Source organism: Shewanella frigidimarina (genome assembly GCF_003797125.1).
GTDB lineage: Bacteria > Pseudomonadota > Gammaproteobacteria > Enterobacterales > Shewanellaceae > Shewanella > Shewanella frigidimarina.
Map to the genome: position 1 here is coordinate 159,231 of NZ_RKKE01000004.1, position 16,223 is coordinate 175,453.

Here is a 16,223-nt window from a genome sequence, read left to right on the forward strand (position 1 = left end):
AACTTTGTTAATGGGTAAATTACCATATAAACTAGCTTGGACGCTTTGTTCCATAATTGAGACAGTGAGGTTTGAATGCCCGATTTGAACGGTATGATGCTGTTTGCAGCCGTTGTTAGAGCTAAAGGATTCTCTCAAGCAGCACGAGAGATCGGACAACCTAAATCAACCATTAGTCGTAAAGTTGCTCAATTAGAAGAACAACTCGGAGTACGATTACTACAACGAGACACCCGAAATTTAAGTCTGACTCAAGTAGGCGCATTATTTTTTCAGCACTGTGATTCTATTAGTCATGAAATTGAAGCGGCCAAAGCCACCATAGAAAACACCCATAATGATATTTCTGGTGCGTTGCGCATCGCCATTCCAGTGTCTTTTTCACAAGATGTTATCGGCCATTTATGTTCTAGTTTTATGCGCCTTTATCCCAATATAGAACTCGATATTCAATTTACCGATAACGATGTCGGGCTTGTGGGTGAAGGTTACGATATCGCGATCAAATATGGTCCTCTACAGTCATCTGATCTTGTGGCCAGGTTATTATTTGAACGCCAACCTATTTTGGTCGCAAGCCCTGGTTACATTAAAAAATTCAGTAGTCCTGCAACACCACAAGAATTAACTCAGCATAACGGCATTTTACTCGGCACTACATTGTCGGCACCCATTTGGGCATTAGGTAAAGGTAACCGTAAAATAATGGCGACCTTTAAACGTAAAGTGCGAGTTAATAGCGCCAGTATGGTGAAGCGCTTAGCGTTGGATGATTATGGCATTGCCATGCTTTCAAATACTAGTTGCAAGCAAGAACTTGCAACCGGAAGCCTGGTGCCCATTTTACAAGAATGGCCAATGGAACCCTTTAAAGTATACGGGGTGTATTCAAGTCGCCGTCAGCTAGCCAGTAATATTAGTGCTTTTTTAGACTTCTTTACCAAACGATATACCAGCCAAGAATCACTACATTCGATGATGAGTTAAGCGATAGACCGGCAAACATCTCGTGATCGACACTTTATTTTTGCTTATATTATTTAGCATCAATAACAGAGTGATTAGCTCAAATAACAATCTTAAATAGCAATCTCAAATAATAACCTCAAATGGCCTAAATAAGCCGTTTGAGGTTATCTAGATTTAGCGACGGGTAATGCAAAATTTCGTACTAAAAGTAAAACTTATATCATTGGTATTAGTTGCACTATTAAATCACCTAAGCAACTGTGCTATAAATGTAAGATAAAAATATGGTTTATTGTTGAACAGCCTAAATAAAATTAACGCGTATTAGGATACTCATAATCCTAAAGGAACCATCATGATTAAACACAGTGCTTTTATAATGTTAAGTTCTTTGGCATTAGCCACCTTATCTACTGCAGTTAATGCAGGGCCGCTCTCAAAAGATGTTGAAGAGATGCGAGTATCAAAAGCTGGGCAAACAATGCCTAATGTGGTTAATCGTTATCAAGCTATCAGTGATACTGTAGAGGTCAAGTTAGCCCAATCCACTGATGAGTTAGCGGTTACCGAAATGGCCGCGCATCAAGGGCATAGGTTATGGCAGCAAGCTGTACGTGATGTGCAATCGGGACACAGTGATGATCGCTCCTTGTACTGGAGTCGTTTAAGTATGCGTAACGTCCTAAAGCAAGAAAAAGCTGGGTTCAATGTGGCCGATTGGCAACGTGATATTTTAGTCAAAGCTGTTGAAAAATCCTCTCGCGGTTTTAGTGATATTGAGTTTTCTCCCGATACACAAATTAATATTTTAGTGACCGGTTTTGACCCTTTTTTCCTTGATAGAAACATCGGCCAAAGCAATCCATCAGGTTTAGCAGCGTTAGCACTCGATGGCTATCGTTTTGACGTTAATGGTAAAAAAGCACAGATCGAAACGGTGATGATTCCAGTAAGATATGCCGATTTCGACAATGGTATTATCGAGTCGTTACTCACACCGTTTTATCGTGACAACAGTGTCGACATGGTATTTACCATCAGTATGGGTCGTGAAAACTTCGATATTGAACGTTTTCCTGGACGTAACCGCAGTGCAGAAGCTCCAGACAATTTAAATGTCTTAACTGGTGCCAGTCAGCGCCATCCTAAAGCGCCATTATTTAATAATGGAACATCTACTGACGGCAAATTAAATGGCCCTGAATTTGTGCAATTCTCTTTGCCTATTGAAGCAATGGCGGCAGTGAAAGGTCATTGGAGTGTCAATGACAATAATCAAATTAGCACCTTATCTCGGGGCCAATTTAAGGCATCATCACTGGCAGAATTACAAAATGAAATTTCTGTAGAAGGCTCTGGTGGCGGCTATTTATCCAATGAAATTTCCTATCGCAGTATTTTACTTCGAGATCAATTTAACTTGAATTTACCGGTAGGACACATTCATACTCCACGTATTAAAGGCTACGACTCACAAGTAGAGTCAGACATTGTCGAGCAGATACGCGCCATGATAGCTGCAGCAGCGAGCACACTGTAATGCCTACAAACTAACTTAACAGGCCAATACTTTACTTGCCTGAATCTTTCATTAATCATTCAAGCAAGTGAAGCTCACCAACATGTTTAAAAATATTTTCAATCTCACCCAGCGCACGCACCAAGCACTAACGCAAGATGTCCACGAAAAGGGGTCTTCATTATCAACAGGGCCTTGCCCCCACCAAACGCAGAACACTACCGTGAGTAATCCGTTACAACTGCAGATCTTGGCCAAAGTAGAAGCTGACTACCTGTTAGCCGAACAACATTTCAAACGTCAATTCCCACGCCCTAATGTACATTTCAGCTTGCGTGGGAAAAGCGCCGGAACGGCGCACTTACAAACCAATAAATTACGTTTTAATCCAGTGTTACTCGCTGAAAATCATGACATTTTCATTAACGAAGTGGTGCCACATGAAATTAGCCACCTGTTGTGTTTCCATCTATTTGGTAAAGTAAAACCTCATGGTAAAGAATGGCAGAGCGTAATGCTGACAACATTTAAAATTACTCCCAAGACCACTCATCAACTCAATACTCAGTCGGTCAGCGGACAACAATTCGAATATTTTTGTGGCTGTGGCAGCATCAACTTAACCATAAGACGTCACAACAGAATTGTCCGAGGCCAAACTCAATATCGCTGTCGCCGCTGCCAACAAACATTAACCTCTTTTAACCCTAAATAACCTTTGCTCGTAATAATAAACAGTATCAATTGCGTCATCGCATCTGATGGCTTAACATCAGCAAAAATGACAGGCTAAGCCTGCGCTGTAACGATGTTTTTGTTAATTTTAGGGTTTATTTTGCGCTTATCATCCACACACTCTTGGTTATTTGGGGTGTCGCTTCTGTGCGGCATTTTTTCATCCACACTTATCGCAGCAGAACATCCAAGTAGTTTTGGTAAAGCGAAAAAAATTGCCAAAAAGATTTACCAACAATACCTCCCCCTCCGTACCTTTTATTGTGGCTGCGATATCGCCATAGCAGGAAAATTATGGCAAGCAGATCATGCTAGCTGTGGCTATCAGTTTAGAAAACAAATTATTAGAGCCAACCGTATTGAATGGGAACACGTGGTTCCCGCTTGGGAATTTGGTCATCAACTGCAATGTTGGCAAGATGGCGGCCGTAAAAATTGTGGTAAAAACAACAAGCAATTCAAAAAAATGGAAGCCGATTTACATAATCTCGTTCCTGCTGTCGGTGAGGTCAATGGCGATCGCAGCAACTTTAGGTTTAGTGATTGGGGTGGAAAAGCGGATCAATACGGCCAATGTGAAATGATTGTCGACTTTAAAGGCCGCAAAGCACAACCGCCTAAACGAGCAAGAGGTCCTATTGCTCGCACTTACCTTTATATGCAAAAAATCTATGGTCTTCAAATTAGCAGCAGTCAGCAAAAATTGTTTAATGCATGGGACAAAATGCAGCCAGTGACGGCAACTGAGTGCAAGCGTGATACCTTAATCGCTGCTAACCAAGGTAATCATAATGATTTTGTATTCAAACAATGCCAAAATAACGGCTTAGTTCGTTAATTGGCGATCAAGCTTTCCCTTGAACAATTGGTTAAATAAGGTCAACACTGATGAGAGTCCCACGTATTTTTCAGCCCCTAGACAATTTACAGCAAGGGCAAACTCTTCAATTAGATGAGGATGGTGTCGCCCACATTGGCCGAGTATTGCGAATGGGGATGGGTGACCAAATCAGCTTGTTTAACGGTGATGGCAACGATTACTTAGCTGAAATCATTGAAACCAGTAAGAAATCGATCGCTGTCACGGTCTTAAGTTATGAAGCTAATAATAGCGAATCACCATTAGACCTACATTTAGGTCAGGTGATTTCACGCGGAGACAGGATGGAGTTTACAGTTCAGAAGTCAGTAGAGTTGGGTGTAACAACCATTACTCCGTTATTTTCTGACCGTTGTGGTGTCAAACTCAGTGGTGAGCGCTTAGACAAAAAACTGCAACAATGGCAAAAAATTGTTATCAGTGCCTGTGAACAATCTGGCCGCAGTATTGTTCCGATTGTTCGTCCAGCAATGACATTGGCGCAATGGTGTGAAGAGTCCACCGAAGCCTTAAAACTGAATTTGCACCCGAGAGCCTCACACGGTATTAATGGCTTGCAGTTATCTGGTCAACACCAGAAAGTAAGATTATTAATTGGCCCAGAAGGCGGTTTGTCTGACGAAGAAATTGCCATGACAGAAACCCAACATTTTACCGATATTTTATTGGGACCAAGGGTGCTTCGAACAGAAACTGCGTCATTGACTGCCATTACCGCATTACAAGTTAAATTTGGTGATATTGGGTAAACCGATATCTTCCCTGCACATTATTAAAGGATACACACATGATTAAGCTCGGTATTGTTATGGACCCGATCAGCGACATTAACATCAAAAAAGATTCGAGCTTTGCGATGTTATTAGACGCACAAGCACGCGGCTATCAATTGTTTTATATGGAAATGCATGACCTTGCTATGGTCAACGGTAAAGCCATGGCCTCGATGCGTGAATTATCGGTTAAGCAAGATGCTGATCAATGGTTTACATTAGGCGAGTCTGTTGATACTCCGTTGGCCGAACTTGATGTGATCTTAATGCGTAAAGACCCACCATTTGATACCGAATTCATCTACGCGACTTATATGCTTGAACGTGCGGAAGAAGAAGGTGTGTTGATTGTTAACAAACCGCAAAGCTTACGTGATGCCAATGAAAAACTGTTTACGGCATGGTTTTCTGAATTTACGCCTGAAACCATTGTGACTCGTGATGCGAAACGTATCAGAGCATTCCACCAGCTAAAACAAGACATCATTTTAAAACCACTAGATGGTATGGGCGGCACGTCTATTTTTAGAGTGAAAAAAGATGACCCTAACGTTGGTGTGATTATCGAAACATTAACCAGTTATGGTCAACAATACGCAATGGCGCAAGCCTTTATTCCAGAAATCACTCAAGGTGATAAGCGTATTTTAGTGGTGGACGGTGAACCGGTACCTTATGCATTAGCCCGTATCCCGATGAAAGGTGAAACCCGTGGCAACCTAGCTGCTGGCGGCAGTGGTGTAGCCCAACCATTATCAGAAAGTGATTGGAAAATTGCGCGTGCTATTGGTCCTGAATTGAAAAAACGTGGCCTTATTTTTGTCGGCTTAGACGTTATTGGCGATAAGTTAACTGAAATCAATGTAACTAGCCCAACCTGCATTAAAGAAATTGAAGCAGCGTTCGACGTTAATATTACCGGCATGCTTATGGATGCCATCGAAGCCCGTATTAGTCAGCAAAAATAGGATTAATCATGCATTTTTTATCTACCTACCAACGGATAATCAGCAGATTATTATTGGTATCTAGCTTGATCGTAACGGGGGCTATGGCTGATGAAGTCATTATGTCGCCTGCAGTTGCTAATACAGCAAGTAATAATGTACCAACCGTGGGTCCATCAAGACCTAAAAATATCATCATTATGATAGGTGATGGTATGGGACCCGCTTACACCACCGCCTATCGTTATTATAAAGATAATCCTGACACAGAAGAGATTGAACAAACTGTGTTTGATCGCTTACTCGTTGGTATGGCAAGCACTTACCCAGCTTCCGTCAGTGGTTATGTCACCGACTCTGCCGCATCTGCCACTGCACTGTCAACTGGGGTTAAAAGTTATAATGGTGCCATTGCCGTTGATACCGAAAAACGCCCACTCACAACCTTAATGGAAAAAGCCAAAGCATTAGGCTTGTCAACGGGTGTAGCAGTTACATCCCAAGTAAACCATGCTACACCTGCAGCATTTTTGGCTCATAATGAAAGCCGTAGTAATTATATAGATATTGCTGAGGCTTATTTAACATCTGATGCTGATGTGATTCTTGGTGGTGGCCAGCAATATTTCACTCCAACATTACTTGAGCAATTTAGCGCTAAAGGCTACCAGCACATCAGTGAATTCTCTGAGCTAGCATCAGTGACTACGCCAAAAGTATTGGGGCTGTTTGCAGATGTACAATTGCCTTGGGCCATTAATGATAAACAAGCGCATAAACTCAGTCATATGACCCAAAAGGCATTAGATTTACTGTCACAAAATGAGCAAGGTTTTGTATTGTTAGTTGAAGGCAGCTTAATTGATTGGGCTGGCCACAGTAACGATATTGCTACCGCTATGGGTGAAATGGATGAATTTGCATCCGCTATCGAAGTGGTTGAACAATTTGTTCGTCAAAGTAAAGACACCTTGATGGTTGTGACAGCAGATCATAATACCGGTGGATTATCAGTTGGCGCACATGACAAATACGAATGGCACCCTGAAGTACTGCATAAGGTTAAAGCCAGCCCTGATGTCATTGCTACCCGTGCTATTGCCGAAGACAATTGGCAGCCTTTAACGGCAACGCTTCTTGGCTTTACTCCAAATGAAGCGCAATACAGTCAATTACAAAGCGCACGCATGCAAGGTAATGAACCATTATCAATCGCACTGCGTAAGCTAATTGATATTCAATCGAATACCGGTTGGACAAGTGGCGGTCATACCGCTATGGATGTCCAAGTCTTTGCTGAAGGCCCTGGCGCTAGATTATTTAGCGGTCATCAAGACAATATTGATATTGCGATTAAAATGTTTAGTTTATTGCCACAATCGGTGCAAACACCTTAATCAATGACTGACGGCTATGTCTAACACAATCCTCCGCTATCAACGTGAAGGGTTGTGTTAATATCAGTGTGTTTATCTTATCACTAGCATTATGAGCAACCGACGTGTTAACAAATCCATCTCAAGCGTTAATTAGAAACAGTAAATACTTTCAGCAACATAGTGTGTTAGCGCTCAATTATGAAGCTGATACCTTTGCACATCAATGTCTTGAGTTTGCCGATAATGTCACCGCCCTAGCGCTAGATTATAATCATCACCTCACATTGTCCTCTTGCGCCAATGACAAATTACAGTGCTATTTTGGTCATCAACTGCCAGAGTCATTAGCTGATACAAAATTTGATAGCGTCATTATTTACTTTCCCAAAGCAAAACCGTTAATGGGTTATTTACTGCAACTGGCTGCACAGCATTTGAATGTTGACGGCCAATTGATCATTGTGGGTGAAAATAAAGGTGGGATTAAATCGATTGCAAAACTCACACCTGATTATTATTCGCAGCCAATCAAACAAGATAATGCCCGCCACTGCTTGGTATATGTCAGTTATTTAATCCAAGCAGCACCAACGCTATCGATAAGAGATTGGGTAAGCCAATATTCACTAGAGACTCCACAGGGAACACTGCAAATTTGTAATGCTGTCGGTGTTTTCAGCGAGAAACGTCTTGATCAGGGTACCGATTTACTGCTGTCACATTTACCGGATAACTTACGCGGCAGAGTACTCGATTTTGGTTGTGGTGCTGGGGTCATTACAGCTGCGCTGCTAAAAGCCAATCCAGAGTTAACCATTGAGTGCATTGATATCAATGCAATGGCGTTACTCTCATGTGAATTAACCCTAGCAGCCAATAGTATGCAAGCAAAGGTCTATCCTTCTGATGGATTTAATCAAATCACAGGCAAGTTCGATGGCATTATCTCCAACCCGCCGTTTCATGATGGGTTAACCAGCACGACAGATATTGCTACACAATTTGTCCAGCAAAGTGCCATTAGGCTAACATCAAATGGCATATGGCAAATTGTCGCAAATCGTCATTTACCTTATTCAGAGACTATAGCGACGCATTTTGGCAAAGTGAATGTGGTAGCAGAAAACAATAAGTATAAATTGTATCTCCATCAACGATAATTCCAACAACGCGACTCAGCTTCACTTATAAGCGACAAAGCTAGCTTACTGCTGGAAATGCAGATTAATATCAGCTAAATTGGCTCAAAGGCAAAATAACGCACATTTTCGGATTCATTTCGTTGGTATTCTATTTGCCTCTTATGACCTGATATAAAAATAAAAACAAAGGATGTTATGCTAGAGCCTTCACTCGTCGCACTAAGTGCAGATAAAAATAAAGTGGAATTACGTATAATTCCCAATACTCACGGCCCTGTGTCAGCAGAGGATATCAACGCCTTACTCACACAGGCTGCTTTTGCTATGCTTTTTCCTATTACCCCAGCAATTACTAAAGCCGTGGCGGAAGTTAATGCCCTTTGCGGTCAAAACCCTGGGGATCACGAACTATTTTTCGCCATTGCAGAGCGCAAAGACGGTGTAGTGAATATCAATGTCAGCGAAGACAAAATGCAAGCCAACATGAAAATCACTTCAGCCTGGGGCGGCAAAGATATCACCCTACCAGATGTGCTTAATACCCTTAAAAATCAAAAAATAAAAATGGGATTGAGTAAACCTAAAATCATGGCACTCATGCAACGTTTGTCGATATTGCCACCAGGAGAAAGCTGTGAAGGCATCATCGCCTGCGGCAAAGCGGCCGTTAACGGCGAAAATGCGATATTAACCCGTAAAGTTGCTTTAGCTCGTGAGCGCTTATTACAACCACAAGAACGTGAAGATGGCTCAGTCGATATGCGTAATTTAGGCGCATTGATTACCGTTAAGCCCAACGATGTCTTGATGGTTAAAAACCCTTCAACCACCGGTACCCCTGGTTTTAATGTTCACGGCGATGTACTGCAACAAATTCCAGGTAAAGATAAACCAATGGAACCTGGCACAGGCACCAGCTTACACCCTAAAGATCAACATAAACTCATCGCAACAGTGTCAGGTCAACCGGTTGAAAATCGCAACGGTATGCAAGTTGACGATATGCTGCAAATTAAAGATGTAGACGTGCGCTATGGTCACGTTAATTTTAAAGGCAGTGTTTTAATCACCGGCGATGTACACGAAGGTATGGAAGTAAAAGCTAGTGGTGACGTGACCGTGATGGGCTTTGTTGAGTCTGCTTCTATTGAAGCTCAAGGTGATGTCATTGTCAGCAAAGGTGTTATTGGCCGTTTAATTAAAGAGCACGAACTCAGCACCAAAATAAAAGCTACCGGGCAAATTTGTGCCCAGTTTGTGCAGTATTCCCATTTAGAGGCTCTCGGTAATATTCTGGTCACCAAGCAGTTACTTCACAGTAACTCAACATCAGGTGACACTATAACCGTGAGTGATCCACAAGGAAGACGTGGCGACTTAGTCGGCGGCATTGCTACTGCGGCAAAAGGCATTAGAGCCATTGCATTTGGAGCGACTGCCGGCACCAAAACTGAGCTGTTTTGTGCCATGCATCAAGGTGAATTAAAGCAAGAGCTTAAAGAATTAGATGACAGCATTAAAGGCATGGTTGTTGCGGGCTTAGAAATTGAAGCAAGATTACGTAAATTACCGCCCAAAACCGAATGGCAAAGCGATGCCGGCATGATTGAGCAAGTCAAAATGATGCTCGATCAAAAAAATCAAATGGCAGAAGAACGCATTAAAGAAGAAGTAGAATACACTCAACATCTTAACGAAGTTGAAGGCTACTATAATAATTACGTCATCAAAGCTGAAAAACATATTTTTACCAACGTCGAAATTCATATAGGTGCTGCATTTAATCGCAGCCAACGTGAACATGGTCCGTGTATTGTAAAAAACGTCAATCAAGAAGTATCATTCGATTACAGTAATCGCTAGCTATTAGTGGATTAGGTAAATCAAATGTGGATAAACAGGTAACTATGCAACAAATAAATTGGCCAGCCATACTGCAGTTTGATCAAGATGATGAGCTCATGTATCTGGTTAACTATCAGGATTGGTTGGGCTTTATTTGTGCCAACCAATTTACTGTCCACGCCGAAGATAAACTTATCGACAATGCTGGCCATGTGTATAGCATCCAAAAACATCCACCCCAGGATCCCTCCGTGGCAGAACTGCCTGCACTGGTTAAACTTAGTCAAGATATGAGCGTGTTACAGTTACTATCCCTTGTGCGCCAATATGGTCAGTTTCAAGGGCATTGCTGCAGTGCAAAAATAGTCTTTACCACCATTGAGCAAGGCATTGCGACTGTGGCTGAATTAGAACAGCTTTATTAGCAACGTATTCAGACTGAAAATTTACATAATACTTCCTTTTAGCATTACCTACCTTTAACTGACTAACAACGGGTTCATGTTTAATACTTAACCTGAACTCAATCATAAAGCCAAGCTAATGATTAACGAATATAATTGACGAACCCATTGAGCAACACACATAGCTCTGGCAAAATGCCCCCATGCTCACCGTCCATAAACCCTGAGAGTCCTTAATGGAATTACTAAATATTGAATGTCTAGGTAAACGTCTGCGACTCGAAGGCTCGATTGCGGGTTGGCAGCAACTTTATTGGGATAATCAACTGGTATCGCAAAAGTCTGCAAGCGCTAGTGACCAAGCCTTTCATATCCATTCATTTGAACTGACTACTCAAACATCGGTACCGACTGAAACAAATATCAACAACGACAACCCCGTTAACCCCAATATTGGTTCACTACCGGTACGATTAGAAATCGATGTTAACTGGCAACCATTTCAACTGGATTATTGTTTATTAATAGATGATGAATCCATAACCCAAGGTCAACGAACCGTTGAAGATATTGAGCGTCAAACACCTGAAATTGCAGCAGTAAAAAATCAAAAGCTCAGTGTTGTTGGGCTGGCATCACTAGGTTTTAAGCTACTAAAAAGTGCCAAGGTGGTTAAGGTCCTTTTTGCTGGAGCCAGTGTAGCGGCCTATTCTTGGTTATTTTCATTTGAATTTGCCTTAGCTCTCATCGGTTGCTTAGTATTTCATGAATATGGTCATATTCGAGCGATGAAACATTTCGGAATGAAAACCAAAGGGATCTATTTAATCCCTTTTGTTGGCGGCTTAGCGCTAAGTGATGAACGCATCAACACCCGCTGGCAAGATGTGTATATTTCGATTATGGGCCCCACTTTTGGACTCATTTTATCGATTATCTCACTAGGACTTTATTGGCTAACCGGTAACGTATTCTTTGCTGGGTTAGCGGCATTCAATGCACTGCTAAATCTGTTTAATTTACTGCCCATTTTACCTCTCGATGGCGGGCATATTTTAAAAAGTATCAGCTTTTCAATGAATAGTGTTGTCGGTCTAGTGGCTTGTATTGCTGGTGCCGCTATTGGTGTGTTCATTAGCTATAGCTTAGGGCTAGCCTTACTTGGCTTTTTGTTACTGATCGGCAGTGTAGAAATTGTATTTGAATGGCGCGGTCGTCATCAAAGTCATTTATTGCCGCTAGATCGTTACGGGCAAATTTTCTCTACAGTATGGTATTTGCTCACGGTAGCAAGTTTAGTGGGTATTATTTGGTATTTTGCTGCTTCTGGCGACGAAATGTTAGCGATTCCGCTGCAGATTTTAGGCAGTTAATTGTAATTTACACATCTACAAAAACGCCTGCAATTGCAGGCGTTTTTGTTTTACTTAGCCAAAGCTATTAATCAACTAGGTTGTAATGGAAACACATTAGTCATCACCTTATACAACTCCGTTCCTTGAAGTACCGATGCTGAAGCAAAGTGCAAAATAGGCACGCAATCCATGGGTAAACTAATGGCTTGGTAAGCCTGCTCAGAACCATACAAGTCTATGCGTAAAATGTTCACTAAAGGTTTACCAGCTGTTAATGGTTCGCCAACACTCGCACAATATTCAATTAAGCCAGCTTTAGGTGCATGAAACTTCTTATAATCCTTCAAGTAACACCCAAACCTTTCCATACTGGCTGGATTAACTTTTTCAGCAATCACGCCGCGGTGACTTAAATAAGCCAATATGCCTTTGGCATCCTCTAACGCATCTGCTAAATCAATCCGTTCTTGGCTTGCAAGCTCTAAGGTAAATGCTGACACAGGTACGGAAAATTCTCGGCCTTGACTGGTCGCATACTCGGTTAATTGCCACCAAGGGCAAAAGGTCGCTTCATCCATCGCGCCGCCAAAGCTATTGGGGATAATCAAAGTATATGGTATCGAAAAAAATCTCGCCGCATCAATATCATACTCGGGGCAGTATAAGTGTTTGCATGATTTAGGGCCGGTATGCAAATCAAGCACGATGTCTGCTTGGTGTGCCATAGCCTGTAAATTTACCGCTAACCGATGACCTGTTGAAATCCCAAAAGAATGAGTTAGACGCGCCTGGCAAGTTTCTACCAACATTGAACGATAGGCGCAAAACAGTTCACTATTGGTTAAATGTTGGTGCTCGGCATACCAATTTTGAATATCGACGTTGTGATCAAAATACTCGCGGTTCCAATTAACCCCTGTAATGGGATCAAAACGCCCTAAAGTAAACTCACCACTCTTTTGATTAATTCCTAAAGGATTGGCTAAGGGTGCAAGCGTAATATCACCTAAAACCTGATAACCTTCCAACAAGGTCATCAGTTGATAAATTACCGCATTACCCTGCACTTCAGCGCCATGAACATTGGCCTGAATATACACACTCGGCGCTGAATTTTCGCTACCCATGAATGAATATATTGGAACGGTCAATGCTTGCCCTGTCGCCAGTTCTCCAACTTGAACTGACGATTGTATTGCTTTAGTCATATGATTACTCAAACAAGTTTTGGTGCAAGGCATTAACCACTTGCGCCGCTTCCGACTCTGCTACCAACACACATAAATTATGTGGGCTTGCACCTTGGCAAATCATCCGAACATTGTGGTTTTCAAGCACTTTAAATACCCGACTACAAATGCCAGCCGTCGAGGCAATACGATTACCGATGATGGCGATTAACGCTAAATTTTCCTCAACTCTTACACGACAATGTTGCGACAACTCTTGTAGTAATGACTCACTGAGTAACCCTTGACCACTTGAATCAGAACCCGTTTTATCTAGGGTTAGCGAGACGTTAACTTCCGAGGTCGTGATTAAATCGACTGATATTTTGTGTCGCGCTAATGTCGCGAACGTTTCAGCCAAAAAGCCCTGAGCATGTAACATTTGCAAGCTATGCAAGTTAAGTAAAGTTTGATCGCGGCGCAATGCCACCGCTCTAAACACCGGAGTATCTTCAACTTGATGACGTATCCAAGTACCGCCCAATTCAGGCGCTTTACTTGAACCCACAAACACCTGAATTTTTTGTCTTACTGCCGGTAAAATGGTGGCGGGATGCAATACTTTTGCGCCAAAGGTCGCCATCTCAGCGGCTTCATTAAAGCTAATTTCAGCAATCGGGCGGGCATTAGGGGCAAGGCGTGGATCAGTGGTATAAATACCGGCTACATCGGTCCAAATCTCAACCGCTGTGGCACGAAGCGCTTCGGCAAGTAATGCCGCCGAATAGTCGCTGCCACCACGGCCTAATGTTGTTGTTCGTCCTTCTTCATCTGCACCAATAAAGCCTTGAGTAACGATAACGTAACGCGCAAGTAATGGCTGTAAAAAGTCACCCGCTAACGTTGAAATCGCTTCAATTTGTGGCTCTGCGCGACCAAAGTGACTGTCGGTACGTAATACTTGGCGCACATCAAAATGATTTGAAGCGGTGCCCTTTTCCCGAATAACCGCAGAAAATAAAATCGATGAACATTGCTCTCCCGTCGACAGTAACTCGTCCATAACCGCTTTGCTGCGATTCAGCTCTAACGATTCGCTGAGTACTGACATCCGGCTGAGTATTTTATCAATACTGGCTGCCACGTCTTGCGGACGACCGAGTTCATCTAATATCGCATATTGAATTTGAGCAATTTGCTTAAGCAATACCAAACGGCGTTCATCATTAACATTAGCTTGAGTTAACTCAACTAATAAATTGGTCACTCCGCTGGAGGCGCTTACTACCACAAGACGAGTAGCTTGATTAGCCAACACAATATCTGCACAACGGCTCATAGAAGCGTAATCAGCAACTGACGTGCCGCCAAATTTGGCAACGACTAATTCTGGGGTATCTATTTCAGACTGAACAAAGCTCATACTGATGCCTCCGCTGTTTGCGAAAGGCTAAAAAATAAGATGTGATTTACTAACATGATATACGCTCCGAACACACTACGTTCGAAGAGCCTGGTGCTAAGATAACGCACCCTTATAGAAGGGAAACAGCAATCATCACCAGAAGCTCTCCACCAAAAAAATAGGTGACAATCGTTAGGATTCAGCCTAATCGACCGATATCAATGTTTGCCAAACAAACTGATACCTCGGCGCTAATCTCCATCATAAGTGGTCATCGGATTGGCATCCTCTCACTTACTACCTAGTTAACGCTCCTCTTCTGTTCCTCCCGAAGGAGTGAGTTGAAAATAGCAACAAATCCCCTATCAAGTCAATCAACAAACACAGTAAAAATACACTGCTGCGATAAAAAATATCGTTGCGTTGAGATATTCTGTTGCTGTGCCCTCTAATTAATGATTGTTCTCTATTACGAAAAAACGCCAATATATATGCAAAAAATATTATGAATGGTAAATTACCGAGACAATCGAACATTGATTGTCCCCAAATAATACATCAGTTGTTCTTCTACAACGGTGCAGTTTAAATTACGCCATTATTTACCCAGTATACGAGCCTATCTCAGGCCACTCACTCACCACCCTTAATCGGTGGTTAAACATCCCCATATCAACTTCAGGTTTGATAATATCAAGGCACGCAATCAAAGATAGTAAACCTTGATTAACGTAGTAAATTGCATGTTGATTAAACTCTCTGCCAAGCTCAATAGCTTGTTCTTTATCAATAAAAATCGCCCAACTCTTTTCCATATGCGACAAATCAGGTGCTGCACCGATTAGCGCACGATAGGGGCGGTTATATTGTTGAATTTTAGATTGAAGCTGACGATCGAGTAAGCGATTTTGACTAGGAGAGAGTCTTGAACCACGAGGGTTATGAGCAGTAACAATAGCAAATGGGAAATCATGTGAAAGGCGTTGGGTGAACAAAAAATGAGTGCTTTGATACTCATTCCACAATGTGTCTATAACATTTTCCATAATAAATTTTCGTCAATTAAGCCAAAATTAGTCTAGCAGATAGGTTAGAGTTCTAAAAGGTTTGCTATCTAAATCAACAGTATTATATTAGAAAATCATTAATTATTATTATCTTAGCAAGGTTAATCTTTCATATACTTGAGTGTTATATTAATTTTTTAACATTTAATTTGTTAACAAATGCCTAAAACGAGTACAATAACCATCACGCACTATTAAATCACTGTAGCAAAGTTAGCTACATACACCTCAAAAACTCAGCAAATGTTGTTGTGAGTGTGATGATTTTTTGATGTAAAGTTTACAGTCGTACTAAATTTGTTCTACATTTGATAAAACATTAATACGATTAAATAAGTTTGCTATAGAAGGAACTATCTTTCTAAATCGCATTCATAGTAAGTAAGCTTAAGTGCAACAAATTTTACACCATCATGCATAAGTGCAAACACGTACCTTGGCGTAGTGGAAATTAATCGACGTAAGCAGACTCAGTAACCAGCATTAAGTGTTACATAATAGAGTTTATAGAGAGTGTTTAATTCAGGGTAGACATAGATAAACACCAAAAAATATCGGAATCTTAGCGCATTAGCTAAAGCGCTATTGCAATCTATTAGCACACAGTTCGCAAACAGTGGCTAGAATCGAATTT

The 16,223-nt window shown here is 41.6% G+C and carries 14 protein-coding genes and 1 riboswitch; of the genes, 11 read left to right on the top strand and 3 right to left on the bottom strand.

Annotation, left to right across the window (positions count from 1 at the left end; all coding sequences use genetic code 11):
- Positions 1–75: 75 nt before the first annotated feature.
- The 11 genes from EGC86_RS14345 (at position 76) to EGC86_RS14395 (ending at position 11,966) form a co-directional block, all read left to right on the top strand.
- A complete protein-coding gene (locus EGC86_RS14345) occupies positions 76–987 on the top strand; it encodes a LysR family transcriptional regulator (protein WP_011636035.1) in 912 nt (303 codons plus the stop codon).
- Positions 988–1,324: 337 nt separating this feature from the next.
- Entirely contained in the window at positions 1,325–2,509 is a 1,185-nt protein-coding gene (locus EGC86_RS14350; protein WP_123778004.1) for a C15 family peptidase, read from the top strand.
- An 82-nt stretch (positions 2,510–2,591) separates the two neighbouring features.
- Positions 2,592–3,203, top strand: a complete 612-nt coding sequence (locus tag EGC86_RS14355) for a SprT family zinc-dependent metalloprotease (RefSeq protein WP_123778005.1) — start codon at positions 2,592–2,594, stop codon at positions 3,201–3,203.
- Positions 3,204–3,296: 93 nt separating this feature from the next.
- Positions 3,297–4,061, top strand: coding sequence for an endonuclease (locus tag EGC86_RS14360; RefSeq protein WP_123778006.1), 765 nt, complete (start codon positions 3,297–3,299; stop codon positions 4,059–4,061).
- Positions 4,062–4,111: 50 nt separating this feature from the next.
- Complete coding sequence (rsmE, locus tag EGC86_RS14365) at positions 4,112–4,852, top strand: 16S rRNA (uracil(1498)-N(3))-methyltransferase (protein WP_123778007.1); 741 nt, start codon at positions 4,112–4,114, stop codon at positions 4,850–4,852.
- Positions 4,853–4,890: 38 nt separating this feature from the next.
- Positions 4,891–5,844 carry a glutathione synthase gene (gshB, locus tag EGC86_RS14370; protein WP_123778008.1) on the top strand — a complete coding sequence of 318 codons (954 nt, stop codon included), beginning with the start codon at positions 4,891–4,893 and terminating at the stop codon, positions 5,842–5,844.
- Between the two features lie 83 nt (positions 5,845–5,927).
- A complete protein-coding gene (locus tag EGC86_RS14375; RefSeq protein ID WP_425376044.1) occupies positions 5,928–7,220 on the top strand; it encodes an alkaline phosphatase in 1,293 nt (430 codons plus the stop codon).
- A 104-nt stretch (positions 7,221–7,324) separates the two neighbouring features.
- Positions 7,325–8,362, top strand: a complete 1,038-nt coding sequence (locus EGC86_RS14380; protein ID WP_123778010.1) for a methyltransferase — start codon at positions 7,325–7,327, stop codon at positions 8,360–8,362.
- Positions 8,363–8,539: 177 nt separating this feature from the next.
- Positions 8,540–10,207: a flagellar assembly protein A gene (locus EGC86_RS14385; protein WP_123778011.1), complete on the top strand. Its 1,668-nt coding sequence runs from the start codon at positions 8,540–8,542 to the stop codon at positions 10,205–10,207.
- A gap of 26 nt (positions 10,208–10,233) precedes the next feature.
- On the top strand, positions 10,234–10,614 hold the full coding sequence (locus EGC86_RS14390) for a DUF4144 domain-containing protein (RefSeq protein ID WP_123778012.1): 381 nt from the start codon (positions 10,234–10,236) through the stop codon (positions 10,612–10,614).
- A gap of 215 nt (positions 10,615–10,829) precedes the next feature.
- Entirely contained in the window at positions 10,830–11,966 is a 1,137-nt protein-coding gene (locus EGC86_RS14395) for a site-2 protease family protein (RefSeq protein WP_102036901.1), read from the top strand.
- Between the two features lie 71 nt (positions 11,967–12,037).
- Here the strand turns inward: EGC86_RS14395 and EGC86_RS14400 are convergent, their stop codons facing one another.
- The 3 genes from EGC86_RS14400 to EGC86_RS14410 all read right to left on the bottom strand — a co-directional run bounded on the left by EGC86_RS14400 (position 12,038) and on the right by EGC86_RS14410 (position 15,568).
- The gene (locus tag EGC86_RS14400) at positions 12,038–13,156 is read right to left on the bottom strand and encodes a succinylglutamate desuccinylase/aspartoacylase family protein (RefSeq protein WP_011636024.1); all 1,119 of its coding nucleotides are present in this window, start codon (positions 13,154–13,156) and stop codon (positions 12,038–12,040) included.
- 4 nt (positions 13,157–13,160) lie between these two features.
- The gene (lysC, locus tag EGC86_RS14405) at positions 13,161–14,540 is read right to left on the bottom strand and encodes a lysine-sensitive aspartokinase 3 (RefSeq protein ID WP_011636023.1); all 1,380 of its coding nucleotides are present in this window, start codon (positions 14,538–14,540) and stop codon (positions 13,161–13,163) included.
- Between the two features lie 134 nt (positions 14,541–14,674).
- Positions 14,675–14,849, bottom strand: a riboswitch (Lysine riboswitch).
- Between the two features lie 275 nt (positions 14,850–15,124).
- Positions 15,125–15,568 carry a DUF3293 domain-containing protein gene (locus tag EGC86_RS14410; RefSeq protein WP_011636022.1) on the bottom strand — a complete coding sequence of 148 codons (444 nt, stop codon included), beginning with the start codon at positions 15,566–15,568 and terminating at the stop codon, positions 15,125–15,127.
- Positions 15,569–16,223: the final 655 nt, after the last annotated feature.

Excerpts from the sequence above, each read along its gene's own strand:
- EGC86_RS14345 (WP_011636035.1), top strand. The coding sequence starts at position 76 with ATGCCCGATTTGAACGGTATGATGCTGTTTGCAGCCGTTGTTAGAGCT.
- EGC86_RS14350 (WP_123778004.1), top strand. The coding sequence starts at position 1,325 with ATGATTAAACACAGTGCTTTTATAATGTTAAGTTCTTTGGCATTAGCC.
- EGC86_RS14355 (WP_123778005.1), top strand. The coding sequence starts at position 2,592 with ATGTTTAAAAATATTTTCAATCTCACCCAGCGCACGCACCAAGCACTA.
- EGC86_RS14360 (WP_123778006.1), top strand. The coding sequence starts at position 3,297 with ATGTTTTTGTTAATTTTAGGGTTTATTTTGCGCTTATCATCCACACAC.
- rsmE (WP_123778007.1), top strand. The coding sequence starts at position 4,112 with ATGAGAGTCCCACGTATTTTTCAGCCCCTAGACAATTTACAGCAAGGG.
- gshB (WP_123778008.1), top strand. The coding sequence starts at position 4,891 with ATGATTAAGCTCGGTATTGTTATGGACCCGATCAGCGACATTAACATC.
- EGC86_RS14375 (WP_425376044.1), top strand. The coding sequence starts at position 5,928 with ATGGCTGATGAAGTCATTATGTCGCCTGCAGTTGCTAATACAGCAAGT.
- EGC86_RS14385 (WP_123778011.1), top strand. The coding sequence starts at position 8,540 with ATGCTAGAGCCTTCACTCGTCGCACTAAGTGCAGATAAAAATAAAGTG.
- EGC86_RS14395 (WP_102036901.1), top strand. The coding sequence starts at position 10,830 with ATGGAATTACTAAATATTGAATGTCTAGGTAAACGTCTGCGACTCGAA.
- EGC86_RS14400 (WP_011636024.1), bottom strand. The coding sequence starts at position 13,156 with ATGACTAAAGCAATACAATCGTCAGTTCAAGTTGGAGAACTGGCGACA.
- lysC (WP_011636023.1), bottom strand. The coding sequence starts at position 14,540 with ATGAGCTTTGTTCAGTCTGAAATAGATACCCCAGAATTAGTCGTTGCC.
- EGC86_RS14410 (WP_011636022.1), bottom strand. The coding sequence starts at position 15,568 with ATGGAAAATGTTATAGACACATTGTGGAATGAGTATCAAAGCACTCAT.